The 17,358-nt window shown below is 63.7% G+C and carries 18 protein-coding genes; 9 read left to right on the plus strand and 9 right to left on the minus strand.

Annotation, left to right across the window (positions count from 1 at the left end):
• The 3 genes from LJY18_RS11515 to fadD2 all read right to left on the minus strand — a co-directional run bounded on the left by LJY18_RS11515 (nucleotide 1) and on the right by fadD2 (nucleotide 4,346).
• Nucleotides 1-459: a YiiD C-terminal domain-containing protein gene (locus tag LJY18_RS11515; RefSeq protein ID WP_238041956.1), complete on the minus strand. Its 459-nt coding sequence runs from the start codon at nucleotides 457-459 to the stop codon at nucleotides 1-3.
• A gap of 167 nt (nucleotides 460-626) precedes the next feature.
• A complete protein-coding gene (gene fadD1 / locus LJY18_RS11520) occupies nucleotides 627-2,318 on the minus strand; it encodes a long-chain-fatty-acid--CoA ligase FadD1 (protein WP_238041957.1) in 1,692 nt (563 codons plus the stop codon).
• 339 nt (nucleotides 2,319-2,657) lie between these two features.
• Nucleotides 2,658-4,346 carry a long-chain-fatty-acid--CoA ligase FadD2 gene (gene fadD2 / locus LJY18_RS11525; RefSeq protein ID WP_238041958.1) on the minus strand — a complete coding sequence of 563 codons (1,689 nt, stop codon included), beginning with the start codon at nucleotides 4,344-4,346 and terminating at the stop codon, nucleotides 2,658-2,660.
• Between the two features lie 227 nt (nucleotides 4,347-4,573).
• On the opposite strand from fadD2, the gene LJY18_RS11530 reads away from it, so the two are divergent.
• From LJY18_RS11530 to LJY18_RS11560, 7 genes are all read left to right on the plus strand, one after another.
• On the plus strand, nucleotides 4,574-5,536 hold the full coding sequence (locus LJY18_RS11530) for an alpha/beta hydrolase (RefSeq protein ID WP_238041959.1): 963 nt from the start codon (nucleotides 4,574-4,576) through the stop codon (nucleotides 5,534-5,536).
• Nucleotides 5,533-6,003 (plus strand): MaoC family dehydratase, encoded by a 471-nt coding sequence (locus tag LJY18_RS11535; RefSeq protein WP_238041960.1) that lies wholly within the window; start codon nucleotides 5,533-5,535, stop codon nucleotides 6,001-6,003. Before LJY18_RS11530 ends, LJY18_RS11535 begins: the two co-directional genes overlap by 4 nt.
• Before the next feature lie 180 nt (nucleotides 6,004-6,183).
• Nucleotides 6,184-6,690 (plus strand): DUF1993 domain-containing protein, encoded by a 507-nt coding sequence (locus LJY18_RS11540; RefSeq protein WP_238041961.1) that lies wholly within the window; start codon nucleotides 6,184-6,186, stop codon nucleotides 6,688-6,690.
• A 112-nt stretch (nucleotides 6,691-6,802) separates the two neighbouring features.
• Entirely contained in the window at nucleotides 6,803-7,453 is a 651-nt protein-coding gene (locus LJY18_RS11545) for a TetR/AcrR family transcriptional regulator (RefSeq protein WP_238041962.1), read from the plus strand.
• A gap of 1 nt (nucleotide 7,454) precedes the next feature.
• Nucleotides 7,455-8,420 carry an HlyD family secretion protein gene (locus tag LJY18_RS11550; protein ID WP_238041963.1) on the plus strand — a complete coding sequence of 322 codons (966 nt, stop codon included), beginning with the start codon at nucleotides 7,455-7,457 and terminating at the stop codon, nucleotides 8,418-8,420.
• Nucleotides 8,407-9,345 carry an ABC transporter ATP-binding protein gene (locus tag LJY18_RS11555; protein WP_238041964.1) on the plus strand — a complete coding sequence of 313 codons (939 nt, stop codon included), beginning with the start codon at nucleotides 8,407-8,409 and terminating at the stop codon, nucleotides 9,343-9,345. Before LJY18_RS11550 ends, LJY18_RS11555 begins: the two co-directional genes overlap by 14 nt.
• A complete protein-coding gene (locus LJY18_RS11560; RefSeq protein ID WP_238041965.1) occupies nucleotides 9,342-10,436 on the plus strand; it encodes an ABC transporter permease in 1,095 nt (364 codons plus the stop codon). Before LJY18_RS11555 ends, LJY18_RS11560 begins: the two co-directional genes overlap by 4 nt.
• Before the next feature lie 107 nt (nucleotides 10,437-10,543).
• On the opposite strand, the gene ccoM is transcribed toward LJY18_RS11560, so the two are convergent.
• The 4 genes from ccoM to LJY18_RS11575 all read right to left on the minus strand — a co-directional run bounded on the left by ccoM (nucleotide 10,544) and on the right by LJY18_RS11575 (nucleotide 12,134).
• The gene (gene ccoM / locus LJY18_RS22570; RefSeq protein WP_300655501.1) at nucleotides 10,544-10,660 is read right to left on the minus strand and encodes a cytochrome c oxidase subunit CcoM; all 117 of its coding nucleotides are present in this window, start codon (nucleotides 10,658-10,660) and stop codon (nucleotides 10,544-10,546) included.
• Between the two features lie 374 nt (nucleotides 10,661-11,034).
• Nucleotides 11,035-11,196: a hypothetical protein gene (locus LJY18_RS11565; RefSeq protein WP_238041966.1), complete on the minus strand. Its 162-nt coding sequence runs from the start codon at nucleotides 11,194-11,196 to the stop codon at nucleotides 11,035-11,037.
• Nucleotides 11,193-11,795, minus strand: a complete 603-nt coding sequence (locus LJY18_RS11570; protein ID WP_442964491.1) for an alpha-ketoglutarate-dependent dioxygenase AlkB family protein — start codon at nucleotides 11,793-11,795, stop codon at nucleotides 11,193-11,195. Before LJY18_RS11570 ends, LJY18_RS11565 begins: the two co-directional genes overlap by 4 nt.
• A 42-nt stretch (nucleotides 11,796-11,837) precedes the next feature.
• A complete protein-coding gene (locus LJY18_RS11575; protein WP_238041968.1) occupies nucleotides 11,838-12,134 on the minus strand; it encodes an aspartate-semialdehyde dehydrogenase in 297 nt (98 codons plus the stop codon).
• 176 nt (nucleotides 12,135-12,310) lie between these two features.
• On the opposite strand from LJY18_RS11575, the gene rapA reads away from it, so the two are divergent.
• A complete protein-coding gene (rapA, locus tag LJY18_RS11580) occupies nucleotides 12,311-15,154 on the plus strand; it encodes an RNA polymerase-associated protein RapA (RefSeq protein ID WP_238041969.1) in 2,844 nt (947 codons plus the stop codon).
• Nucleotides 15,155-15,294: 140 nt separating this feature from the next.
• Here rapA and LJY18_RS11585 read toward each other — a convergent pair whose 3' ends face one another.
• Both LJY18_RS11585 and LJY18_RS11590 read right to left on the minus strand, forming a co-directional pair.
• A complete protein-coding gene (locus LJY18_RS11585; protein ID WP_238041970.1) occupies nucleotides 15,295-16,635 on the minus strand; it encodes a spinster family MFS transporter in 1,341 nt (446 codons plus the stop codon).
• Between the two features lie 124 nt (nucleotides 16,636-16,759).
• Nucleotides 16,760-16,912, minus strand: a complete 153-nt coding sequence (locus tag LJY18_RS11590; protein WP_238041971.1) for a hypothetical protein — start codon at nucleotides 16,910-16,912, stop codon at nucleotides 16,760-16,762.
• Nucleotides 16,913-16,952: 40 nt separating this feature from the next.
• Between LJY18_RS11590 and LJY18_RS11595 the strand changes: the two genes are divergently transcribed.
• Nucleotides 16,953-17,105 carry a hypothetical protein gene (locus tag LJY18_RS11595; RefSeq protein WP_238041972.1) on the plus strand — a complete coding sequence of 51 codons (153 nt, stop codon included), beginning with the start codon at nucleotides 16,953-16,955 and terminating at the stop codon, nucleotides 17,103-17,105.
• Nucleotides 17,106-17,358 lie beyond the last annotated feature (253 nt).

The following is a 17,358-nucleotide window of genomic DNA, read 5'->3' on the forward strand; positions in this document are numbered from 1 at the left end:
TCAGGCTTCCAGCATGGCAACGTAGCGGGCCTGCGCGTTGAGGACCTGCTGGCCGGCGCAACTCAGCTGGATGGCCAGGTTCAGGCGGGCGCGCCGGCGGCTGCGCAACTGCTCGACGAATTGCGGCCAGTCCTCGGGCAGGACCGCCTCCGCACTGAACTCGGCGGCGGCCGGGGCGCGGTAATCGCAGGCGAAATGCTGGATCACCAGCGCGGCATCGAGACCTTCACCCTGCAGCGCCTCGAACAGCAGGGTCCAGCCGGCGGCGATGGCCAGGGTCGCCAGACTACCGCCGAACACAGTGTTGTGCGGGTTGCGGTTCGGTGCCTGGGGCGCGCTCAGGCGCAGCCGGCCGGGCTCGGTCGGTTCGACGCGAATGGCCATGGCCGCGGTGAGCGGGATGTTTTCGTGCAGGTACTGGGTCAGTGCGCTGGCGCGGGCGAGGTCTGGCTGGCTCATGGTGGTCACCACTGGTCGGCGATGCCCGCCATGGTAGGCCTGCTGAGCGCCACGGTCGACCCGGCGACCGCGTGCTGCCTGTCACCGGCGCTGGGCGCTGGGCGCCGCGAATGGGCGAAAAAAAACGCCACCCTAGGGTGGCGTTTTCCATGGTCCTGCGTGCCGACTCAGCTGGCCTTGGCCAGCTTCTTCAACTCCTGGTCGCGCAGTTCGCGGCGCAGAATCTTGCCGACGTTGGTGGTTGGCAGGGTATCGCGGAATTCCACGGCTTTCGGCACCTTGTAGCCGGTGACGTTGGCGCGCATGTGCTGCATGACCTGTTCTTTGGTCAGGTTCACGCCCGGCTTGGCGACTACGAATATCTTGATCGCTTCGCCGGACTTCTCGTCCGGGATGCCGATCGCCGCACATTGCAGCACACCCGGCAGGGTCGCGAGCACGTCCTCCAGTTCATTGGGGTAGACGTTGAAGCCGGACACCAGAATCATGTCCTTCTTGCGGTCGACGATGCGCATGTAGCCATCTTCCTGGATCACCGCGATATCGCCGGTCTTCAACCAACCCTCGGCGTCGAGTATTTCGTCGGTGGCGTCCTGGCGCTGCCAGTAGCCCTTCATCACCTGCGGGCCCTTTACGCACAACTCGCCCACCGCGCCGAGCGGCAGTTCGTTGCCTTCGTCGTCGATGACCTTGCACTGGGTCGAGGGCACCGGAATGCCGATGGTACCCAGCTGGATGTTCTGAATCGGGTTAATCGTGGCCACCGGGCTGGTTTCGGTCATGCCAAAGCCTTCGCAGACGGGGCTGCCGGTTATCTGGGTCCAGCGCTCGGCGGTAGCCAATTGCAGGGCCATACCACCCGACAGGGTAATTTTCAGGGCCGAGAAGTCGAGTTTCTGGAAGTCTTCGTTGTGGCACAGGGCGACAAACAGGGTGTTCAGGCCGACGAAGCCGCTGAACTTGTAACGCGCCAGGTCCTTGACCATGCCAGGCAAATCGCGCGGATTGGTGATCAGCACGTTATGGTTGCCAATCAGCATCATGGCCATGCAATGAAAGGTGAAGGCGTAGATGTGATAGAGCGGCAGCGGCGCGATCACGATCTCGCTGCCTTCATTCATGTTCGAGGCCATCATCGCGCGGGCCTGCAGCATGTTGGCGACCAGGTTGCGATGGGTCAGCATCGCGCCCTTGGCCACCCCGGTGGTGCCGCCGGTGTACTGCAAAACGGCGATTTCGCTGCTGGCCGGATTGGCTTCCCTGACGGCTTTACCGCGGCCTTTGCTCAGGGCTTCGGTGAACTTGACCGCGTGCGGCAGGTTGTAGGCCGGCACCATCTTCTTCACGTACTTGACCATGCTGTTGACCAGCAGGCGCTTGAGCGGCGGCAACATATCGCCGACTTCGGTGATGATCACCGTCTTGATTCCGGTTTTCGGCAGAACCTGCTCGGCCAGGTGGGCCATGTTGGCCAGGCTGACCAGGGCCTTGGCACCGGAATCGTTGAATTGGTGCTCCATTTCCCGCGCGGTGTACAGCGGGTTGGTATTGACCACGACCAGGCCGGCCCGCAGGGCGCCGAACACGGCGACTGGGTATTGCAGGACGTTGGGCAGTTGCACGGCTATACGATCGCCGGGCTGCAGGTCGGTGTGCTGCTGCAGGTAGGCGGCAAAGGCGCCGGACAGTTCGTACAGTTCGCCGTAGGTCAGGGTCTTGCCGAGGTTGCTGAAAGCCGGCTTGTCAGCGAAGCGCTGGCAGGACTGTTTCAGTACCGCTTGAATATTCGGGTACTGGTCGGGATCGATTTCGGCAGCAATCCCAACGGGATACTTGTCCTTCCAAAAGTTTTCGTTCATGGAAGCCCACTCCTAAGCAACAGCTTATCTTCACCGCGCAGAGGCGGTTGTTTATTGTGTGTTTGCCCGCTTTTCGACCTGGCAGAAGGCCAAAAAGCGGGCCGAGGGTAGCAGCTTTGCCTGGGAGCGCCTAGCACCAAACACCGCCTAACCAGTCACAAAAGCGACCAGAAATAATTTTAAGGTCATTTTATGGCCTGCTCTTTACGTGCGCTCGCTGCGCTAGCAGGACAGGGCCGTGCGCCTGATCCGCATCCTGAACGAGTGCGAACCCCGGATGAAATCCGGGGGAATTCGCTGTTGGCTGCCGATTGTATTCGGCCCAGGGTGCGGCGCGCCCTAGGCGATATCGCGCAGTTCGCGACGGAGGATCTTACCCACCGGGGTCATCGGCAGGGAGTCGCGGAAGACGATGTGCTTGGGTACCTTGTAACCGGTGAAGTTTTCCCGGCAGTAGGACTTGAGCGCCTCGGCGCTGAGGCTGCCATCACGGGCGACGACGAACAGCTTGACCGCCTCGCCGGATTTCTCGTCGGGTACGCCGATCGCCGCACAGCTGGCGACTTGCGGGTGGCCCATGACCACATCCTCGATTTCGTTGGGGTACACGTTGAAACCGGAGACGATAATCATGTCTTTCTTGCGGTCGACGATGCGCACGAAGCCGTCCGGGTCGATCACCGCGATGTCGCCGGTCTTGAACCAGCCCTCGGCATCGAGCACCTCGCGGGTAGCCTCTTCGCGCTGCCAGTAGCCCTTCATCACCTGCGGGCCCTTGATGCACAACTCGCCGCGCTCGCCCAGGGGCTGCTCGTTGCCGTCGTCATCGATGACCTTGAACGTGGTACCCGGCACCGGAATGCCCACGGTACCCAGGCGCGCCTGGTCACCATAAGGGTTGGTGCTGGCCACCGGCGAGGTTTCGGTGAGGCCGTAGCCTTCCACCACTGTGCAGCCGGTGATCGCCTGCCAGCGCTCGGCGGTGGACTTGACCAGCGCAGTGCCGCCGGAGTTGGTCACCTTGAGCTTGGAGAAATCGAGATTCTTGAACTCGGGATGATCCATCAACGCAACGAACAGGGTGTTGAGGCCCAGCAGCGCGGAGAACTGCCACTTGCCCAGCTCCTTGATAAAGCCGCGGATGTCGCGCGGGTTGCTGATCAGCACGTTGTGGTTGCCGTTGACCATCATGCACATGCAGTTCGCGGTGAAGGCATAGATATGGTAGAGCGGCAGCGGCGCGATCATGATCTCCTGACCCTGCTTCATCAGCGGCGTGCCGTCGCTGCCAAGCTGCGACAGGCAGGCATCGACCTGCAGCATGTTGGCCACCAGGTTGCCGTGGGTCAGCATGGCGCCCTTGGCCACGCCGGTGGTGCCGCCGGTGTATTGCAGCACGGCGATGTCGTCGTGGCCGACCGTGACCGGCTTGAGCTCGTGGCCATGGCCCTGCCTGAGCACCGCCTTGAAGGACACCGCCTGGGGCAGGTGGTAGTCGGGTACCAGCTTCTTGACCTTCTTCACCAGGGTGTTGACCAGCCAGCCCTTGAGGCTCGGCTGCAGGTCGCCCATCCGGGCCTCGATCAGGTAATCGATCTCGGTATCCGGCAGGACGTCCTGGACCAGCTTGCCGAACATGTTCAGGTAGACCAGTGCGCGTACACCGGCATCCTTGAACTGGTGGCGCATCTCGCGGGCGGTGTACAGCGGATTGGTGTTGACCACGATCAGCCCGGCGCGCATCGCGCCGAACACGGCAATCGGGTACTGCAGGACGTTGGGCATCTGCACGGCGATGCGCTCACCAGGCTGCAGATCGGTGTGCTTCTGCAAGTAACTGGCAAAGGCAGCGGACAGGCGATCCAGCTCGGCATAGGTCAGGGTCACACCCATATTGCTGAACGCCGGACGGTCAGCGAATTTCTTGCACGAGCGCTCGAACACCTCGATCACCGATTTGTAGGCACCCAGGTCGATATCGTTGGGTACGCCGGCCGGGCGTTTGTCGCTCCAGAAATCAGGCTGCATTATTTTTATCCTCTAACCCTGAAAGTATCTGCCCCGCTGAATCCGCCATGGCATGAGTTGCGACGACGGCCGACAAGGAACTGCAACCGACGTTAGCAGCTCCGCCCTGCTGCGCAAATACTTGCAGGGCGTCATTGACAGCGTGAATCTTGGATCACGCCATTCGGCTGGGAAAAGCCTGCGTGCAAGCTCTACAATGTCGGCTCTCGCAGGTCGAAGGATTCGCCATGCAGCACAATGCTTTCTGGCTCAATAGCAGCGATGCCACACCGTTCTATGTGAACCACTGGTTCGCCGAACAGCCGCCGAAAGCGGTGGTGATGGTGGCCCACGGCATGGCCGAACACAGCGGACGCTACGCGCGGCTGGGCACCGCCCTGGTCGCGGCGGGCTTCGAACTCTATGCCCACGACCAGCGCGGCCACGGCAAGACGGCCGAGCATGGCCGCCTCGGCCACTATGCCGACGCCAACGGCTGGAATCTGGTAGTGGGCGATCTGGCCTGCCTCAATCACCATATTCGCCAGCAGCATCCGCAGGCACCGATCTTCCTGCTTGGTCACAGCATGGGCAGCTATATCGGCCAGGCCTACCTGATGCAGCACAGCTGCAGCCTGCAAGGGGCCATTCTGTCCGGATCCAACTACCAACCGCTCACGCTGTATCGCGCAGCCAGGCTGATTGCCCGCTTCGAGCGCTGGCGTCAGGGGCCGGCTGGACAAAGCGCCCTGATCGAGTTGATTTCCTTCGGCTCATTCAACAAAGCCTTCAAACCCAATCGCACCCGCTTCGACTGGCTGAGCCGCGACCCTGTCGAGGTGGATGCCTACCTCAACGACCCGCTCTGTGGCTTCCGCTGCAGCAATCAGCTGTGGTTCGACCTGCTCGGCGGCTTACTGCAGATCACCCCACCGCGCAATCTGGCACAGATCGACTGCAAACTGCCGTTGCTGGTGATCGGCGGTGCCTGCGACCCGGTCAGCGACGGCAAGCGTTTAGCCGATCTGACCAACGCCCTGCGCGAGGCCGGACATACCCAGGTGCAATTGAAGATATATCCGGAGGCTCGTCACGAGTTGCTCAACGACAGCAACCGCGACGCAGTCACCGCCGACTTGATCGACTGGCTGGAACAGGCCCTGAGCCATCCCCGCCAGCTTCACCCGCAGCCCCAGGAGACACACCCATGAGTCAAAGCAGCAACACGCCTTACGACGTTCTCGAAGTCGGCCAGACCGCCAGCTACAGCAAGACCGTCGAAGAGCGCGACATCCAGTTGTTCGCCGCCGTGTCCGGCGACCGCAATCCGGTGCACCTGGATGCCGAATACGCCGCTACCACCATGTTCAAGGAGCGCATTGCCCACGGCATGTTCAGCGGCGCCCTGATCAGCGCGGCCGTGGCCTGCGAACTGCCTGGCCCCGGTACCATCTACCTCGGCCAGCAAATGCGTTTCACCGCACCAGTGAAGCTCGGCGATACCCTCACCGTGCGCCTGGAGATCCTGGAAAAGCTGCCGAAATTCCGCGTCCGCATCGCCACTCGGGTGTTCAACCAGAACGACGAACTGGTAGTCGATGGCGAGGCGGAAATCCTTGCCCCGCGTAAAGCGCAGACCGTCGAACTAACCGAACTGCCGCCGATCAGCATCGGCTAAGACCAGGTTCTTGTTCGGCGGCGATTGGTCGCGGCTAATGCCGGATTCGATGCCGGTGGGCTGAAGCGGATCGCCGCCCGGCCCACACCCTACCGCTTATCACAACAAGCCCCCTACCCTGGCAGCGTGCAAGCGCATTGCCTTCTCGAGCCGCCCCCACTTGCTTCACTGGAGAACTCCATGTCCCTGTCCATGTACCAAGCATCCATTCCGGTGTTTATCCGCCAACTCGGCAATCTCTCGACCATCCTTGGCCTCGCCGCTGCCGACGCCGAAACCAGGAAGATCGACCCCAGCGTATTGCTCAATGCCCGCCTGGCTCCCGACATGTTCCCGCTGAGCCGTCAGGTACAGATTGCCTGCGACGGTGCCTCGGCCGGCACTGCGCTGCTGGCCGGCATTGATGCGCCCAGCCAGGCCGATGACGAAACCAGCTTCGCCGAACTGCAAGCACGCATCGCCAATGTCCAGACCTTTCTGCAAAGCGTCAGCGCCGCGCAGATCGATGGCAGCGAGGAGCGCACCGTAACCCTCTCGCGCCGCGGCAAGGACACCCACTTCCAGGGTCAGGTCTTCCTGCTCGACCACGTGATGCCCAACTTCTATTTCCACTACACCACCGCCTACGCCATCCTGCGCCACAATGGTGTGGCAATCGGCAAGCGCGACTTCCTCGGCACCCGCTGAGCACGACCCAGCGGCGTCCGGCTTTGCCGGTCGCCGCCTTGCGCGCACCCGCTCTCCAGGCACGGCGGAATTATTGTTTGCGTTTATTTATATTTGTATTTAATTTTAATTCATGAACACACCCACCACAGCGACCACCCCCCGCGCACCCGGCCGACCGGCGGGTGATTCACCCGCGCAGCGCGAACGCTTGCTGGACGTCGCCGTGCAAGCCTTCGCCCACGACGGCATCAAGGCCTCCAGCCTGCGCAGCATTGCCCAGCAGGCCGGGGTCACACCCGCACTGGTCAACTACTACTTCGGCAACAAGCCCAAACTGCTCGCAACGGTCGCCGAAGAGCGCGTACTGCCCCTGCTGCTGGAGCTCGGCCAAGAGCTGCGCCAGCTTGGCGACGAGCCCATCACGCTGGTCAGCGGCTTTATCCAGGGCATGCGCCGCATCGTTCAAGACCACCCCTGGCTACCGCCGCTGTGGGTGCGCGAAGTGCTGTGCGAAGGCGGCGGCCTGCGCGAATTGCTGATGGGCCGTGTCGGCCCGGTGGTGGCGCACATGCTGGCCGAGCGTTTCGCCAGCGCACAGCGCCGCGGTGCGCTGAACCCCGACCTCGACCCGCGCCTGCTGGTGGTCTCGCTGATCGGCCTGACCCTGTTCCCCTATGCTGCCGCGCCAATCTGGCGCGGCCTGTTTGCGGCCCCCGAGCTGGACGACGCGGCGCTCGCCCGCCACACCCTCGCCCTGCTCGAACGTGGAATGGAGCCCTGATATGAGTAAACATCTGCTACCCGGCCTGATCCTGCTCGCGCTGCTTAGCGGCTGCGAACCTGCAGGCGAGGAAGCCCTGCTCGGCACCCTGGAGTGGGATCGCATCGGCCTGCCGGCGGAAACCTCGGAAACCATCCTCAGCTGGCAGGTCGCCGAGGGCGACCGGGTCGAGGCCGGGCAACTGCTGCTGGAGCTCGATCCGCGCCGCCAGGACGCACGCATTGCCCAGGCCCAGGCCGAGGTCGCGCAGGCCGAAGCGCGCCTGAGCGAGCTGAGCAACGGCGCGCGCCTGGAAACCATCGAGGCCGCCCAGGCCATCCTGGCCCGCAACCGCGCCGAGCAAATCGACGCCGAGCGCAATTTCCAGCGCTTCGACACCCTCTACCAGCATCGCCAGCTGGCCATTGCCGAACTGGATCGCGCCCGCGCCAGCCGCGATCAGGCCAGGGCCGCCACCCGCAATGCCGACGCCCAGCTGCGCGAGCTGACCCACGGCACCCGCCCGGAACAACTGCAACAGGCCGCCGCCGGCCTGGAGGCCGTGCGCGCCAACCTGGCCCGTCTGCAGGTCGACCGCGAGCACCTGAGCGTGCGGGCCCCGCGCGCCGGACGGGTCGACGCCCTGCCCTTCAAGCCCGGCGACCAACCGCCGGTCGGCGCCGAAGTGGCCAGCCTGCTGGTCGGCGAGGCGCCTTACGCACGGATCTACATCCCCGCCAGCCAGCGCAGCCACTTCGCCCTGGGCGACAGCATGCGTGTGACAGTCCAGGGCGTCGCCCAGCCTTTCGCCGCCACCCTCAGCAGCATCCGCAGCGAAGCCAGCTTCACCCCCTATTTCGCCCTCAGCGGCGATGATGCCAGCCGCCTGATGTATCGCGCCGAGCTGCGCCTGCAGGGCGACACCGCCCGCCAGCTGCCGGCCGGGCTCCCGCTAAGCGCCGAGCGCAACGCCAATGCCCAGCACTGACCTGGTGATTCAGGCCAGCGGCCTGACCAAGCGTTTCGGCCAACTGACCGCAGTCGACGACCTCAACCTGTGCGTGCGCCGCGCCGAGGTGTTCGGCTTCCTCGGCCCCAACGGCTCCGGCAAATCGACCACCATCCGCATGCTCTGCGGCCTGCTGCTGCCCAGTGCGGGGGAGATCGAGGTGCTCGGCTACCAGATCCCCCGGGATGCCGAGGCGCTCAAGCGACGCATCGGCTACATGACTCAGAAGTTCTCCCTCTACGAAGACCTCAGCGTGATCGAGAACCTGGATTTCCTCGCCACCGTACAGGGGCTGGACAAGGGCGCAGCGCGCAAGCGTATCGCCGAGCTGCTTGAGCGCTACTGGCTGGGCAACCAGCGTCAGCAGATGGCGGGCACCCTCAGCGGCGGACAGCGACAGCGCCTGGCGCTGGCCGGCGCGGTCTTGCACAAACCCGACCTGTTGCTGCTCGATGAACCCACCAGCGCGGTCGATCCGCAATCGCGCCGGGAGTTCTGGGAGTCGCTGTTCGAGCTGGCCGACGCCGGCACCACCCTGCTGGTGTCCACCCACTACATGGATGAAGCCGAACGCTGCACCCGCCTGGGCATCCTCGATGACGGCCGCCTGGTCGCCGACGGCAGTCCACGCGAGTTGCTCGATGCCCTGCCCGGGCACCCACTGCTGATCGAGTGCGCACAGCCGCGCCAGGCCAAGCAGGCACTGCACGACTGCAGCGGTGTGCTGGCAATGGCGCAGATTGGCATCGCCCTGCGGGTCCTGGTCGCCCGCGAAGACGCTCGCGAGCACATCGAGCAGCGCCTGCGCGATGCCCACATCGAGGCAACTATCAGCAGCACGGAAGCCAACCTGGAAGACGTATTCGTCAGCGTCACCCGCCAGCCCGTGCAGGCCCGGCAATGAACCTGCGGCGCCTGACGGCGGTCATCGTCAAGGAGCTGCGTCAGCTGCGCCGCGACCGCCTGACCTTCGCCATGATCGTCGGCATTCCGCTGCTGCAACTGGTGCTGTTCGGCTATGCCATCAACATGGACGTGCGCGGCATCGACGCCGCCGTGCTCGATCAGGCCAACACCGCACGCTCGCGCGAGGTGGTGGCGGAAATCGGCTCCAGCCAGATCCTCAATCTGCGCTACCAGCTGAGCAACCCACAGCAGATGGATAGCCTGCTGCGCCAGGGCAAGATCAGCGCCGCCCTGGTCATCCCCAGGGATTTCGAGGCACGCCTGGAACGCCAGGGAAATACCCCGCAGGGACGCCTGCCGCTACAACTGATAGTGGATGGATCGGACCAGAGCGTGCAGGCCTCGGCGCGCCAGCTGGCGAGCTATCCGCTGCCGGGCTGGGCAAGTCGCCAAGGGGTCGAGCTGGTCAACTTCTACAACCCCGAGCGTCTAGCGGCGCTCAATACGGTGCCAGGGCTGATTGGGGTGATCCTGACCATGACCATGGTGCTGTTCACCGCCATCGCCCTGGTGCGCGAACGCGAACGCGGCAATATGGAAATGCTGATCACCACGCCACTGTCGCCCTGGGAACTGACCCTCGGCAAGGTTCTGCCCTTCGTCGGTATCGGCCTGATCCAGGTGACGGTGATCCTGCTCACCGGCCGCCTGCTGTTCGAGGTGCCGATCCGCGGTTCGTTGCTGGAACTCTATGGCGCCTCCCTGCTATTCATCGTCGCCAGCCTGGCCCTCGGGGTGTTCATCTCGACCCTGGCCCGGACCCAGTTCCAGGCCATGCAGATCGCCTTCTTCACCTTCCTGCCGCAGATTCTGCTGTCGGGCTTCATGTTCCCCTTCGCCGGCATGCCCAAGGCCGCCCAGTGGATTGCCGAACTGCTGCCGCTCACCCACTTCCTGCGCCTGGCGCGCGGGATCATGCTGCGCAGCGCCGGGCTGATCGATCTCTGGCCGGAGATCCTGGCCCTGCTGGTATTCACCGTGCTGATGCTGAGCGTGGCCGTAACCCGGGTGAGCAAACACCTGGATTGAGCACTGAGATTGCTGCCCCCCGGATCAACCCAGGAACAAATCGTGCGCAAAAAAAAGGGCGACCGAAGTCACCCGAATTGCCTTGCGTGCTCGTGTAACTGGAGAACTTACGGCGTCTTGCGCTTGTGCGAGTCCTTCCAGATGAAATAACCAACACCGGCGAAGAAAGCGACCATCAGACCGACGGTGCCGATTCCGGCGAGAACTACGACATCGATAAACATGGCTGCCTCCTGCGGTAGCCCTCTTGGGCCGTTGGGGATGGCTGCACGTTATCAGGACTGCGCGGCTGTTCATTGATCCAAGTCAAGGAGGCGCAGAGGCCGGCTGCGCATGGCAGCAGACACTGATCCAGGTCAACGAATCGGCCCCCGAACGGGGGAAAAGAAGCGGCGCTGCGCCAGGCGATATCACGTGTATGGCGTGCACGAAGAGCCTGTGCAACAAGGCTCGCCGGCTGCGTTTACCTCGAACGAGCCGGATCCGCAGGCTGTCACTCGCCGCCGGCAGTGCAGCCTGTGGTTTAAGGGCACGGCGAGAATCCGCTGGGCTGTCGCAGCGCCTCGCGACGGCGCGCCATAGGTTCACAACCGCCTGGCTAGCGCTTTTTCGACTTGCCCTTGCTGCTCTTCTTGCCCTTGGGCAAGGGCAGCGCCTGCTCGAACGCCTGGCGCATCTCGTCGAGCTTCTTGTCGTGCAGGTCGTGGATGCGCTTGCCGCGCTCGGCGCTGAAATCAATCAGCTTGTCATCGTTGCTCATGCTGGCGACCGGATTAAACGAAATGTCAGATTCAGGCGCGGCGCACATGGGATGCGCGTCTTCGCCACTTGGTGCTGCCAATAATGCTGGGTTGGCCCGCTCATGACCAGCAGCGAACCATGATCGAGCGCGAGGGAGTGCTCGATACGACTCTGGCCTTTGCGCCGCAGATCGAAACGCCGGGTCGCACCCAGGTTGAGCGAGGCGACCAGCGGATTGGCGCCCAGCTCGGCCTCGTCGTCGCTGTGCCAGCCCATGGAGTCCTGGCCGTCGCGGTAATAGTTGAGCAATACACCATTGAGCGGCTGCCCCAGCGTCGCCACCACCCGGGCGCGAATCTCTGCGAGCAGCGGCGTCCAGGGCAGCGGCCGATGGATCAGACCGGAATAACGATAACTGGCTTCGGCATCGCCGTACCAGGCGACCAGGCGCGGCACCGGGTACTGCCGACCATAAAGCCGCACCTCTGGCTGCTGCCAGGGCGTTTGCTCGAGCAACAGTGCCAGCCAGCGATCTGCCGTCGCCTGCTCCAGCCAGTGCGGCTTGAAATCCAGCTCGGCGTTGGCCAGTTGCAGGACACTGTCGTTGAATAGGTTCACAGGCATACGGACGTAATAATCGTGGGCACCAGTGTGCGCGCCTCAGACTTCCACATCCACCCACAGGCCCTGCCGGGGCAGTTCGTCGATGACTGCCGCGTCGGCCTCGGCCACCTCGCCGGCGGCCAGCTCCTCGGGGGTGTAACCATGACGCTGGCGCCGGCGCTGCTCTTCACGCAGCAACTCCTCGGCTTCCTGCGGATGACGCTTATCCAGACCCACAGCACTTTCCTTGGCGGTTGCTGCCACGGGCGTTACCGGCACGATATCGGGCCTGGGCTTGATCACGTCCTGCTGGACAGTGACGGGCGCCAGGCTGTGCGGAATGGGCGGTAGCACTTTATTCAGTCCTCCTTTGGTCAGGCTGTCGGCCACTCCAACACCAACTTGAGCCCGGCCTCGCTACACTTTCGACTCAAGTAACGCCTAATAAGTGCCGGTTAAGCAGCATTGCGCCTTTGGCCTAGGCTTGGCGTTCCGTTACCATAGTCGGCTTTTTCACGCGGGAGACAGGCATGGCGCAGTATGAACCGGGGCAACGCTGGATCAGTGACAGCGAAGCGGAGTTGGGCTTGGGCACCGTCCTCATGCAGGACGGCCGGATGCTCACCGTACTCTACCCGGCCACTGGCGAAACCCGCCAGTATGCTGCGAACAATGCGCCGCTGACCCGCGTGCGCTTCTCCCCGGGCGACGAAATCACCCATTTCGAAGGCTGGAAGCTGACCGTACAGGAAGTCGAAGACCTCGACGGCCTGCTGGTCTACCACGGTCTCAACGGGCAGAGCCAGAGCATTACCCTGCCGGAAACCCAGCTGTCCAACTTCATCCAGTTCCGCCTGGCCAGCGACCGCCTGTTCGCCGGGCAGATCGACCCCCTGCCCTGGTTCGCCCTGCGCTACCGCACCCTCGCGTTCACCAGCAAGCAATTGCAATCCTCGCTCTGGGGCCTGGGCGGCGTGCGTGCGCAACCGATCGCGCACCAGTTGCACATCGCCCGCGAAGTCGCCGACCGCATCGCCCCGCGGGTATTGCTGGCCGACGAAGTGGGCCTGGGCAAGACCATCGAAGCCGGCCTGGTGATCCATCGCCAGTTGCTCTCGGGCCGCGCCAATCGCGTGCTGATCCTGGTACCGGAAAACCTCCAGCACCAATGGCTGGTGGAAATGCGCCGGCGCTTCAACCTGGATGTGGCGCTGTTCGACGCCGAGCGCTTTATCGAGAGCGATGCCAGCAACCCCTTCGAAGACTGCCAGTTGGCCCTGGTTGCCCTGGAATGGCTGCGCGAAGACGAGCGTGCCCAGGACGCCCTATTCGCGGCCGACTGGGATCTGCTGGTGGTCGACGAGGCCCACCACCTGGTCTGGCACCCGGAGCACGCCAGCGTGGAATACACCCTGGTCGAACAGCTTGCGCAGGTGATTCCCGGCGTGCTGCTGCTCACCGCCACCCCGGAACAGCTCGGCCAGGACAGCCACTTCGCCCGCCTGCGCCTGCTCGACCCCAACCGGTTTCATGACCTTGCCGCCTTCCGCGCCGAAAGCGCCAACTACCGTCCGGTTGCCGAAGCCGTACAGGAGTTGCTCGACCAGGGCCGCCTGTCGGCCACCGCGCACCAGACCATCCATGACTTTCTCGGTGCCGAGGGCGAAGAACTGCTCGCCGCGGTCAATGCCGGCGATAAAGAAGCCTCGGCACGTCTGGTGCGCGAGCTGCTCGACCGTCACGGCACCGGCCGCCTGCTGTTTCGCAACACCCGCGCCGCCGTGCAGGGCTTCCCCGAACGCGAGCTGCATGCCTACCCGCTGCCAAGTCCGGACCTGTATATGGAGCTGCCGATCGGCGAGCACCCGGACCTGTACCCGGAAGTCAGCTACCAGGCCCAGGCCGAGATCGACGAGGAGCAGCGCTGGTGGCATTTCGATCCGCGCGTCGAATGGCTGATCGACACCCTGAAAATGCTCAAGCGGGTCAAGGTACTGGTGATCTGTGCCCACGCCGAAACCGCCATGGATCTGGAAGATGCCCTGCGCGTGCGCAAGGGCATTGCCGCCACCGTGTTCCATGAAGGCATGAATATTCTCGAGCGTGATCGCGCCGCCGCCTACTTCGCTGACGAAGAATTCGGCGCCCAGGTGCTGATCTGCTCGGAAATCGGCAGCGAAGGTCGCAACTTCCAGTTTGCTCACCATCTGGTGCTGTTCGATCTGCCGGCCCACCCGGATCTGCTCGAGCAGCGCATCGGCCGCCTCGACCGGATCGGCCAGAAGCACCGCATCCAGCTGCATGTGCCTTATCTGGAAAACAGCCCGCAAGAGCGCCTGTTCCAGTGGTATCACCAGGCGCTGAATGCCTTCCTCGCCACCTGCCCGACCGGCAATGCCCTGCAGCACCAGTTCGGCAGCCGCCTGCTGCCGCTGCTGGAAAGCGGCGACGGGGACGACTGGCTGGCTCTGGTCGACGAGGCCAAGGCCGAGCGCCTGCGCCTGGAAGGCGAGCTGCATGCCGGCCGCGACCGCCTGTTGGAACTCAACTCCGGTGGCGCCGGCGAAGGCGAAGCCCTGGTCGAGGCAATTATCGAACAGGATGACCAGTTCGCCCTGCCGATCTACATGGAGCAACTGTTCGACGCCTTCGGCATCGACAGTGAAGACCATTCCGACAACGCCCTGATCCTGCGCCCCAGCGAGAAGATGCTGGATGCCAGCTTCCCGCTCGGCGACGACGAAGGCGTGACCATCACCTACGACCGCGACCTGGCCCTGGCCCGCGAGGACATGCAGTTCCTCACCTGGGAGCACCCGATGGTGCAAGGTGGCATGGACCTGGTGCGTGCCGGCTCGATGGGCAACACGGGGGTGGCGCTGATCAAGAACAAGGCGCTGAAACCCGGCACCGTGCTGCTCGAACTGCTGTATGTCAGCGAAGTCGTGGCCCCGCGCGCCCTGCAGCTGGGCCGCTACCTGCCGCCGGCGGCGCTGCGCTGCCTGCTCGACAGCAGCGGCAACGACCTGGCGCACAAGGTGGCGTTCGAAACCCTCAACGACCAGCTGGAAAGCGTGCCGCGCGCCAGCGCCAACAAGTTCGTCCAGGCCCAGCGCGACACCCTCAACCCGCTGATCAATGCCGGCGAAGACAAGGTCGCGCCACGCCACATCGAGCGGGTGGCCGAGGCCAAACGGCGCCTGGCCGCCGACACCGAAGAGGAGTTGGCGCGCCTGACGGCCCTGCAAGCGGTCAACCCGAGCGTACGCGACAGCGAACTCACCGCCCTGCGGCGGCAGCGCGAACAAAGCCTCGCCTTGTTCGACAAAGCCGCATTGCGCCTGGAAGCGATTCGGGTCCTGGTAGCAGGCTGACGTGAGCACCTGAAACAACAAGGCCCGCACTTGCGGGCCTTGTTATTGGCGCATCGTCCCTAGGCTGAGCTTGGGCACGCGTCGAGCAGCGAAGCTATTGCTGGATCGAAGCGATTGGCCCGACCCAGCCTGGCCGCCCCTCAGGCCGGCAGCGGCTCGGGCTCGGGCTCGGCCATAGCGGCGTGCATCCGCGTGGAGTCGGCGACAAAACAGCGCGAGGCCTGCAGCAGCGCCAACATGGTGAGAAACAGCGCCACCGGGATCAGCAGCATCGCATCATGCAGGCCCTCCGCCTTGAAGGCTTCGCTCATCTCGCTGACCCCAGCGGCGAGCATCGCCGCCTGGGCGAAATGATCGGACAGCAGGCCCACCCCAATGGGGCCGAGACCACCACCGAGCAGGTACAGACCGGCGAAAAACAGCGCCATGGCGGTGGCCCGCAAGCGCGGCTCGACCACATCCTGAAGTGCCGTGTAGACGCAGGTGTAGAAGTTGTAAGCGAACAACCAGCCGACGCTGAAGACTGCAACGAATACGCCGACCTCGATGCGCCCGGCCAACAGTGCATAGCTGGTGGCTCCGGCGGCGATGAGCATGCTCACGGCGGCGAACAGCAGGCGCCCGGTTGCCGAGTGCTGATGGATCCGATCGGCCATCCAGCCGCCCAGCGTCAGGCCAAACAAGCCGGTCACGCCGACGATCACCCCGGTGGCCACGGCCGCCTGCCCCAACGGCAAGAGGAAATACCGCTGCAGCATCGGCACCATGAAGGAGTTGCAGGCGTAGCTGGCGAAGTTGAAGGCCAGGCCGGCGAGCACCAACCACCAGAAGGTACGGATCGCCAGCACCTTGCGCAGCGGCTTGTCCACCGCGCTGGTCGCCACCTGGACGGCTTCCGCCGCACCGCGCTTGGGCTCCTTGATGCAGAACATGAACAGCGCGAGGATCATCCCCGGCACGGCAGCGATGAGGAAGGGCGCGCGCCAGCTGTCGAAGGCCTCGACCATGGCGCCGATGGTGAAGAACGCCAGCAACAGCCCCAGCGGCAAGCCGAGCATGAAGATGCCCATCGCCCGAGCACGCTTGTGCGGCGGGAACAGGTCACCGATCAACGAGTTGGCCGCCGGCGCATAGCTGGCTTCGCCGATGCCGATGCCCATGCGTACCAACAGGAAGCTCCAGAAGTTCCAGGCCAGGCCGTTGACTGCGGTCAAGCTGCTCCATGCCACCAGGCCCCAGCCCATGATCTTGCGCCGCGCGCCGGTGTCGGCCATGCGTCCCAACGGCACGCCGGCTATGGCATAGACGATGGTGAAGGCGGTACCAATCAAGCCTATCTGAAAGTCGCTAAGGCCCCACTCCAGGCGAATCGGCTCGATGATGATGGCCGGGATGGTACGGTCGAAGAAGTTGAACAAGTTGGCGAGAAAGAGCAGGAACAGAATGCGCCAGGCGTTCGCCGCTTGTTGGGACTGCTGCATGGAATCATCTCTGGTTATTGTTATGAGCGCGATTCAGCGCGAGTGCACGAGCGTGCCTGACAGTGACTGCCGGGCGCCTGCGCAGTCGAATCTAGAGCCTGCCGCTTGGCCTGTCTGTGACTATTTACAGCGCTGATGTCGGTGAATCGCCCGCCCGCGCAATCCTCTGCATTGCGAAGTCACAGATGAAATGTTCCTTGGCCTTGAGGGGTAAGGTTTTCTGCCAGGTGTCTGCGTGGTGGTCTTCCATACCCTGAATCGCGATGCGAATGATCAAAAACCATCCTGGCTGCACGAGGACGTGCCACTGTTTTCGCTTGGTTGCACACACCGACGAGTCGATAGCCGCCATCGGCGGTCTCGAGCGTTTCGACATCTTCGTCCTCGGCGATACCGGCGCTGCCGACATCGCAGAACAGAACCCCAGGCCGGCACAGGCTCCGGCCGAAACTTCCACTGCCGCCTGGTAAAGCGCCAGAGCAGCGATAGCAACGCTATTGGCCGCCGTTTGGCAGCTGCAGCCTGCCTCCGAGCATGCCGATCCACGGCCATGGCCTTGCCATATGCACGAACTCACTATACTCATGCCAGATCGCCATCGTCTTCACGCATAACCAGCGACACCGATAACCGACGAGAGTGGGGTCACGACTGACAGCTAGGGCCGTTACCGTGACTGCATCCGCTGTTGATGGTTTTGCCAGGCCATATATTCGTTGAGTC

The organism is Pseudomonas sp. MMS21 TM103 (genome assembly GCF_022132145.1).
In the GTDB taxonomy this organism is placed as follows: Bacteria; Pseudomonadota; Gammaproteobacteria; order Pseudomonadales; family Pseudomonadaceae; genus Aquipseudomonas.

What these genes read in the sequence shown, in the direction of transcription:
- LJY18_RS11515 (WP_238041956.1), bottom strand. Translation starts at nt 459, where the DNA reads ATGAGCCAGCCAGACCTCGCCCGCGCCAGCGCACTGACCCAGTACCTG.
- fadD1 (WP_238041957.1), bottom strand. Translation starts at nt 2,318, where the DNA reads ATGAACGAAAACTTTTGGAAGGACAAGTATCCCGTTGGGATTGCTGCC.
- fadD2 (WP_238041958.1), bottom strand. Translation starts at nt 4,346, where the DNA reads ATGCAGCCTGATTTCTGGAGCGACAAACGCCCGGCCGGCGTACCCAAC.
- LJY18_RS11530 (WP_238041959.1), top strand. Translation starts at nt 4,574, where the DNA reads ATGCAGCACAATGCTTTCTGGCTCAATAGCAGCGATGCCACACCGTTC.
- LJY18_RS11535 (WP_238041960.1), top strand. Translation starts at nt 5,533, where the DNA reads ATGAGTCAAAGCAGCAACACGCCTTACGACGTTCTCGAAGTCGGCCAG.
- LJY18_RS11540 (WP_238041961.1), top strand. Translation starts at nt 6,184, where the DNA reads ATGTCCCTGTCCATGTACCAAGCATCCATTCCGGTGTTTATCCGCCAA.
- LJY18_RS11545 (WP_238041962.1), top strand. Translation starts at nt 6,803, where the DNA reads ATGAACACACCCACCACAGCGACCACCCCCCGCGCACCCGGCCGACCG.
- LJY18_RS11550 (WP_238041963.1), top strand. Translation starts at nt 7,455, where the DNA reads ATGAGTAAACATCTGCTACCCGGCCTGATCCTGCTCGCGCTGCTTAGC.
- LJY18_RS11555 (WP_238041964.1), top strand. Translation starts at nt 8,407, where the DNA reads ATGCCCAGCACTGACCTGGTGATTCAGGCCAGCGGCCTGACCAAGCGT.
- LJY18_RS11560 (WP_238041965.1), top strand. Translation starts at nt 9,342, where the DNA reads ATGAACCTGCGGCGCCTGACGGCGGTCATCGTCAAGGAGCTGCGTCAG.
- ccoM (WP_300655501.1), bottom strand. Translation starts at nt 10,660, where the DNA reads ATGTTTATCGATGTCGTAGTTCTCGCCGGAATCGGCACCGTCGGTCTG.
- LJY18_RS11565 (WP_238041966.1), bottom strand. Translation starts at nt 11,196, where the DNA reads ATGAGCAACGATGACAAGCTGATTGATTTCAGCGCCGAGCGCGGCAAG.
- rapA (WP_238041969.1), top strand. Translation starts at nt 12,311, where the DNA reads ATGGCGCAGTATGAACCGGGGCAACGCTGGATCAGTGACAGCGAAGCG.
- LJY18_RS11585 (WP_238041970.1), bottom strand. Translation starts at nt 16,635, where the DNA reads ATGCAGCAGTCCCAACAAGCGGCGAACGCCTGGCGCATTCTGTTCCTG.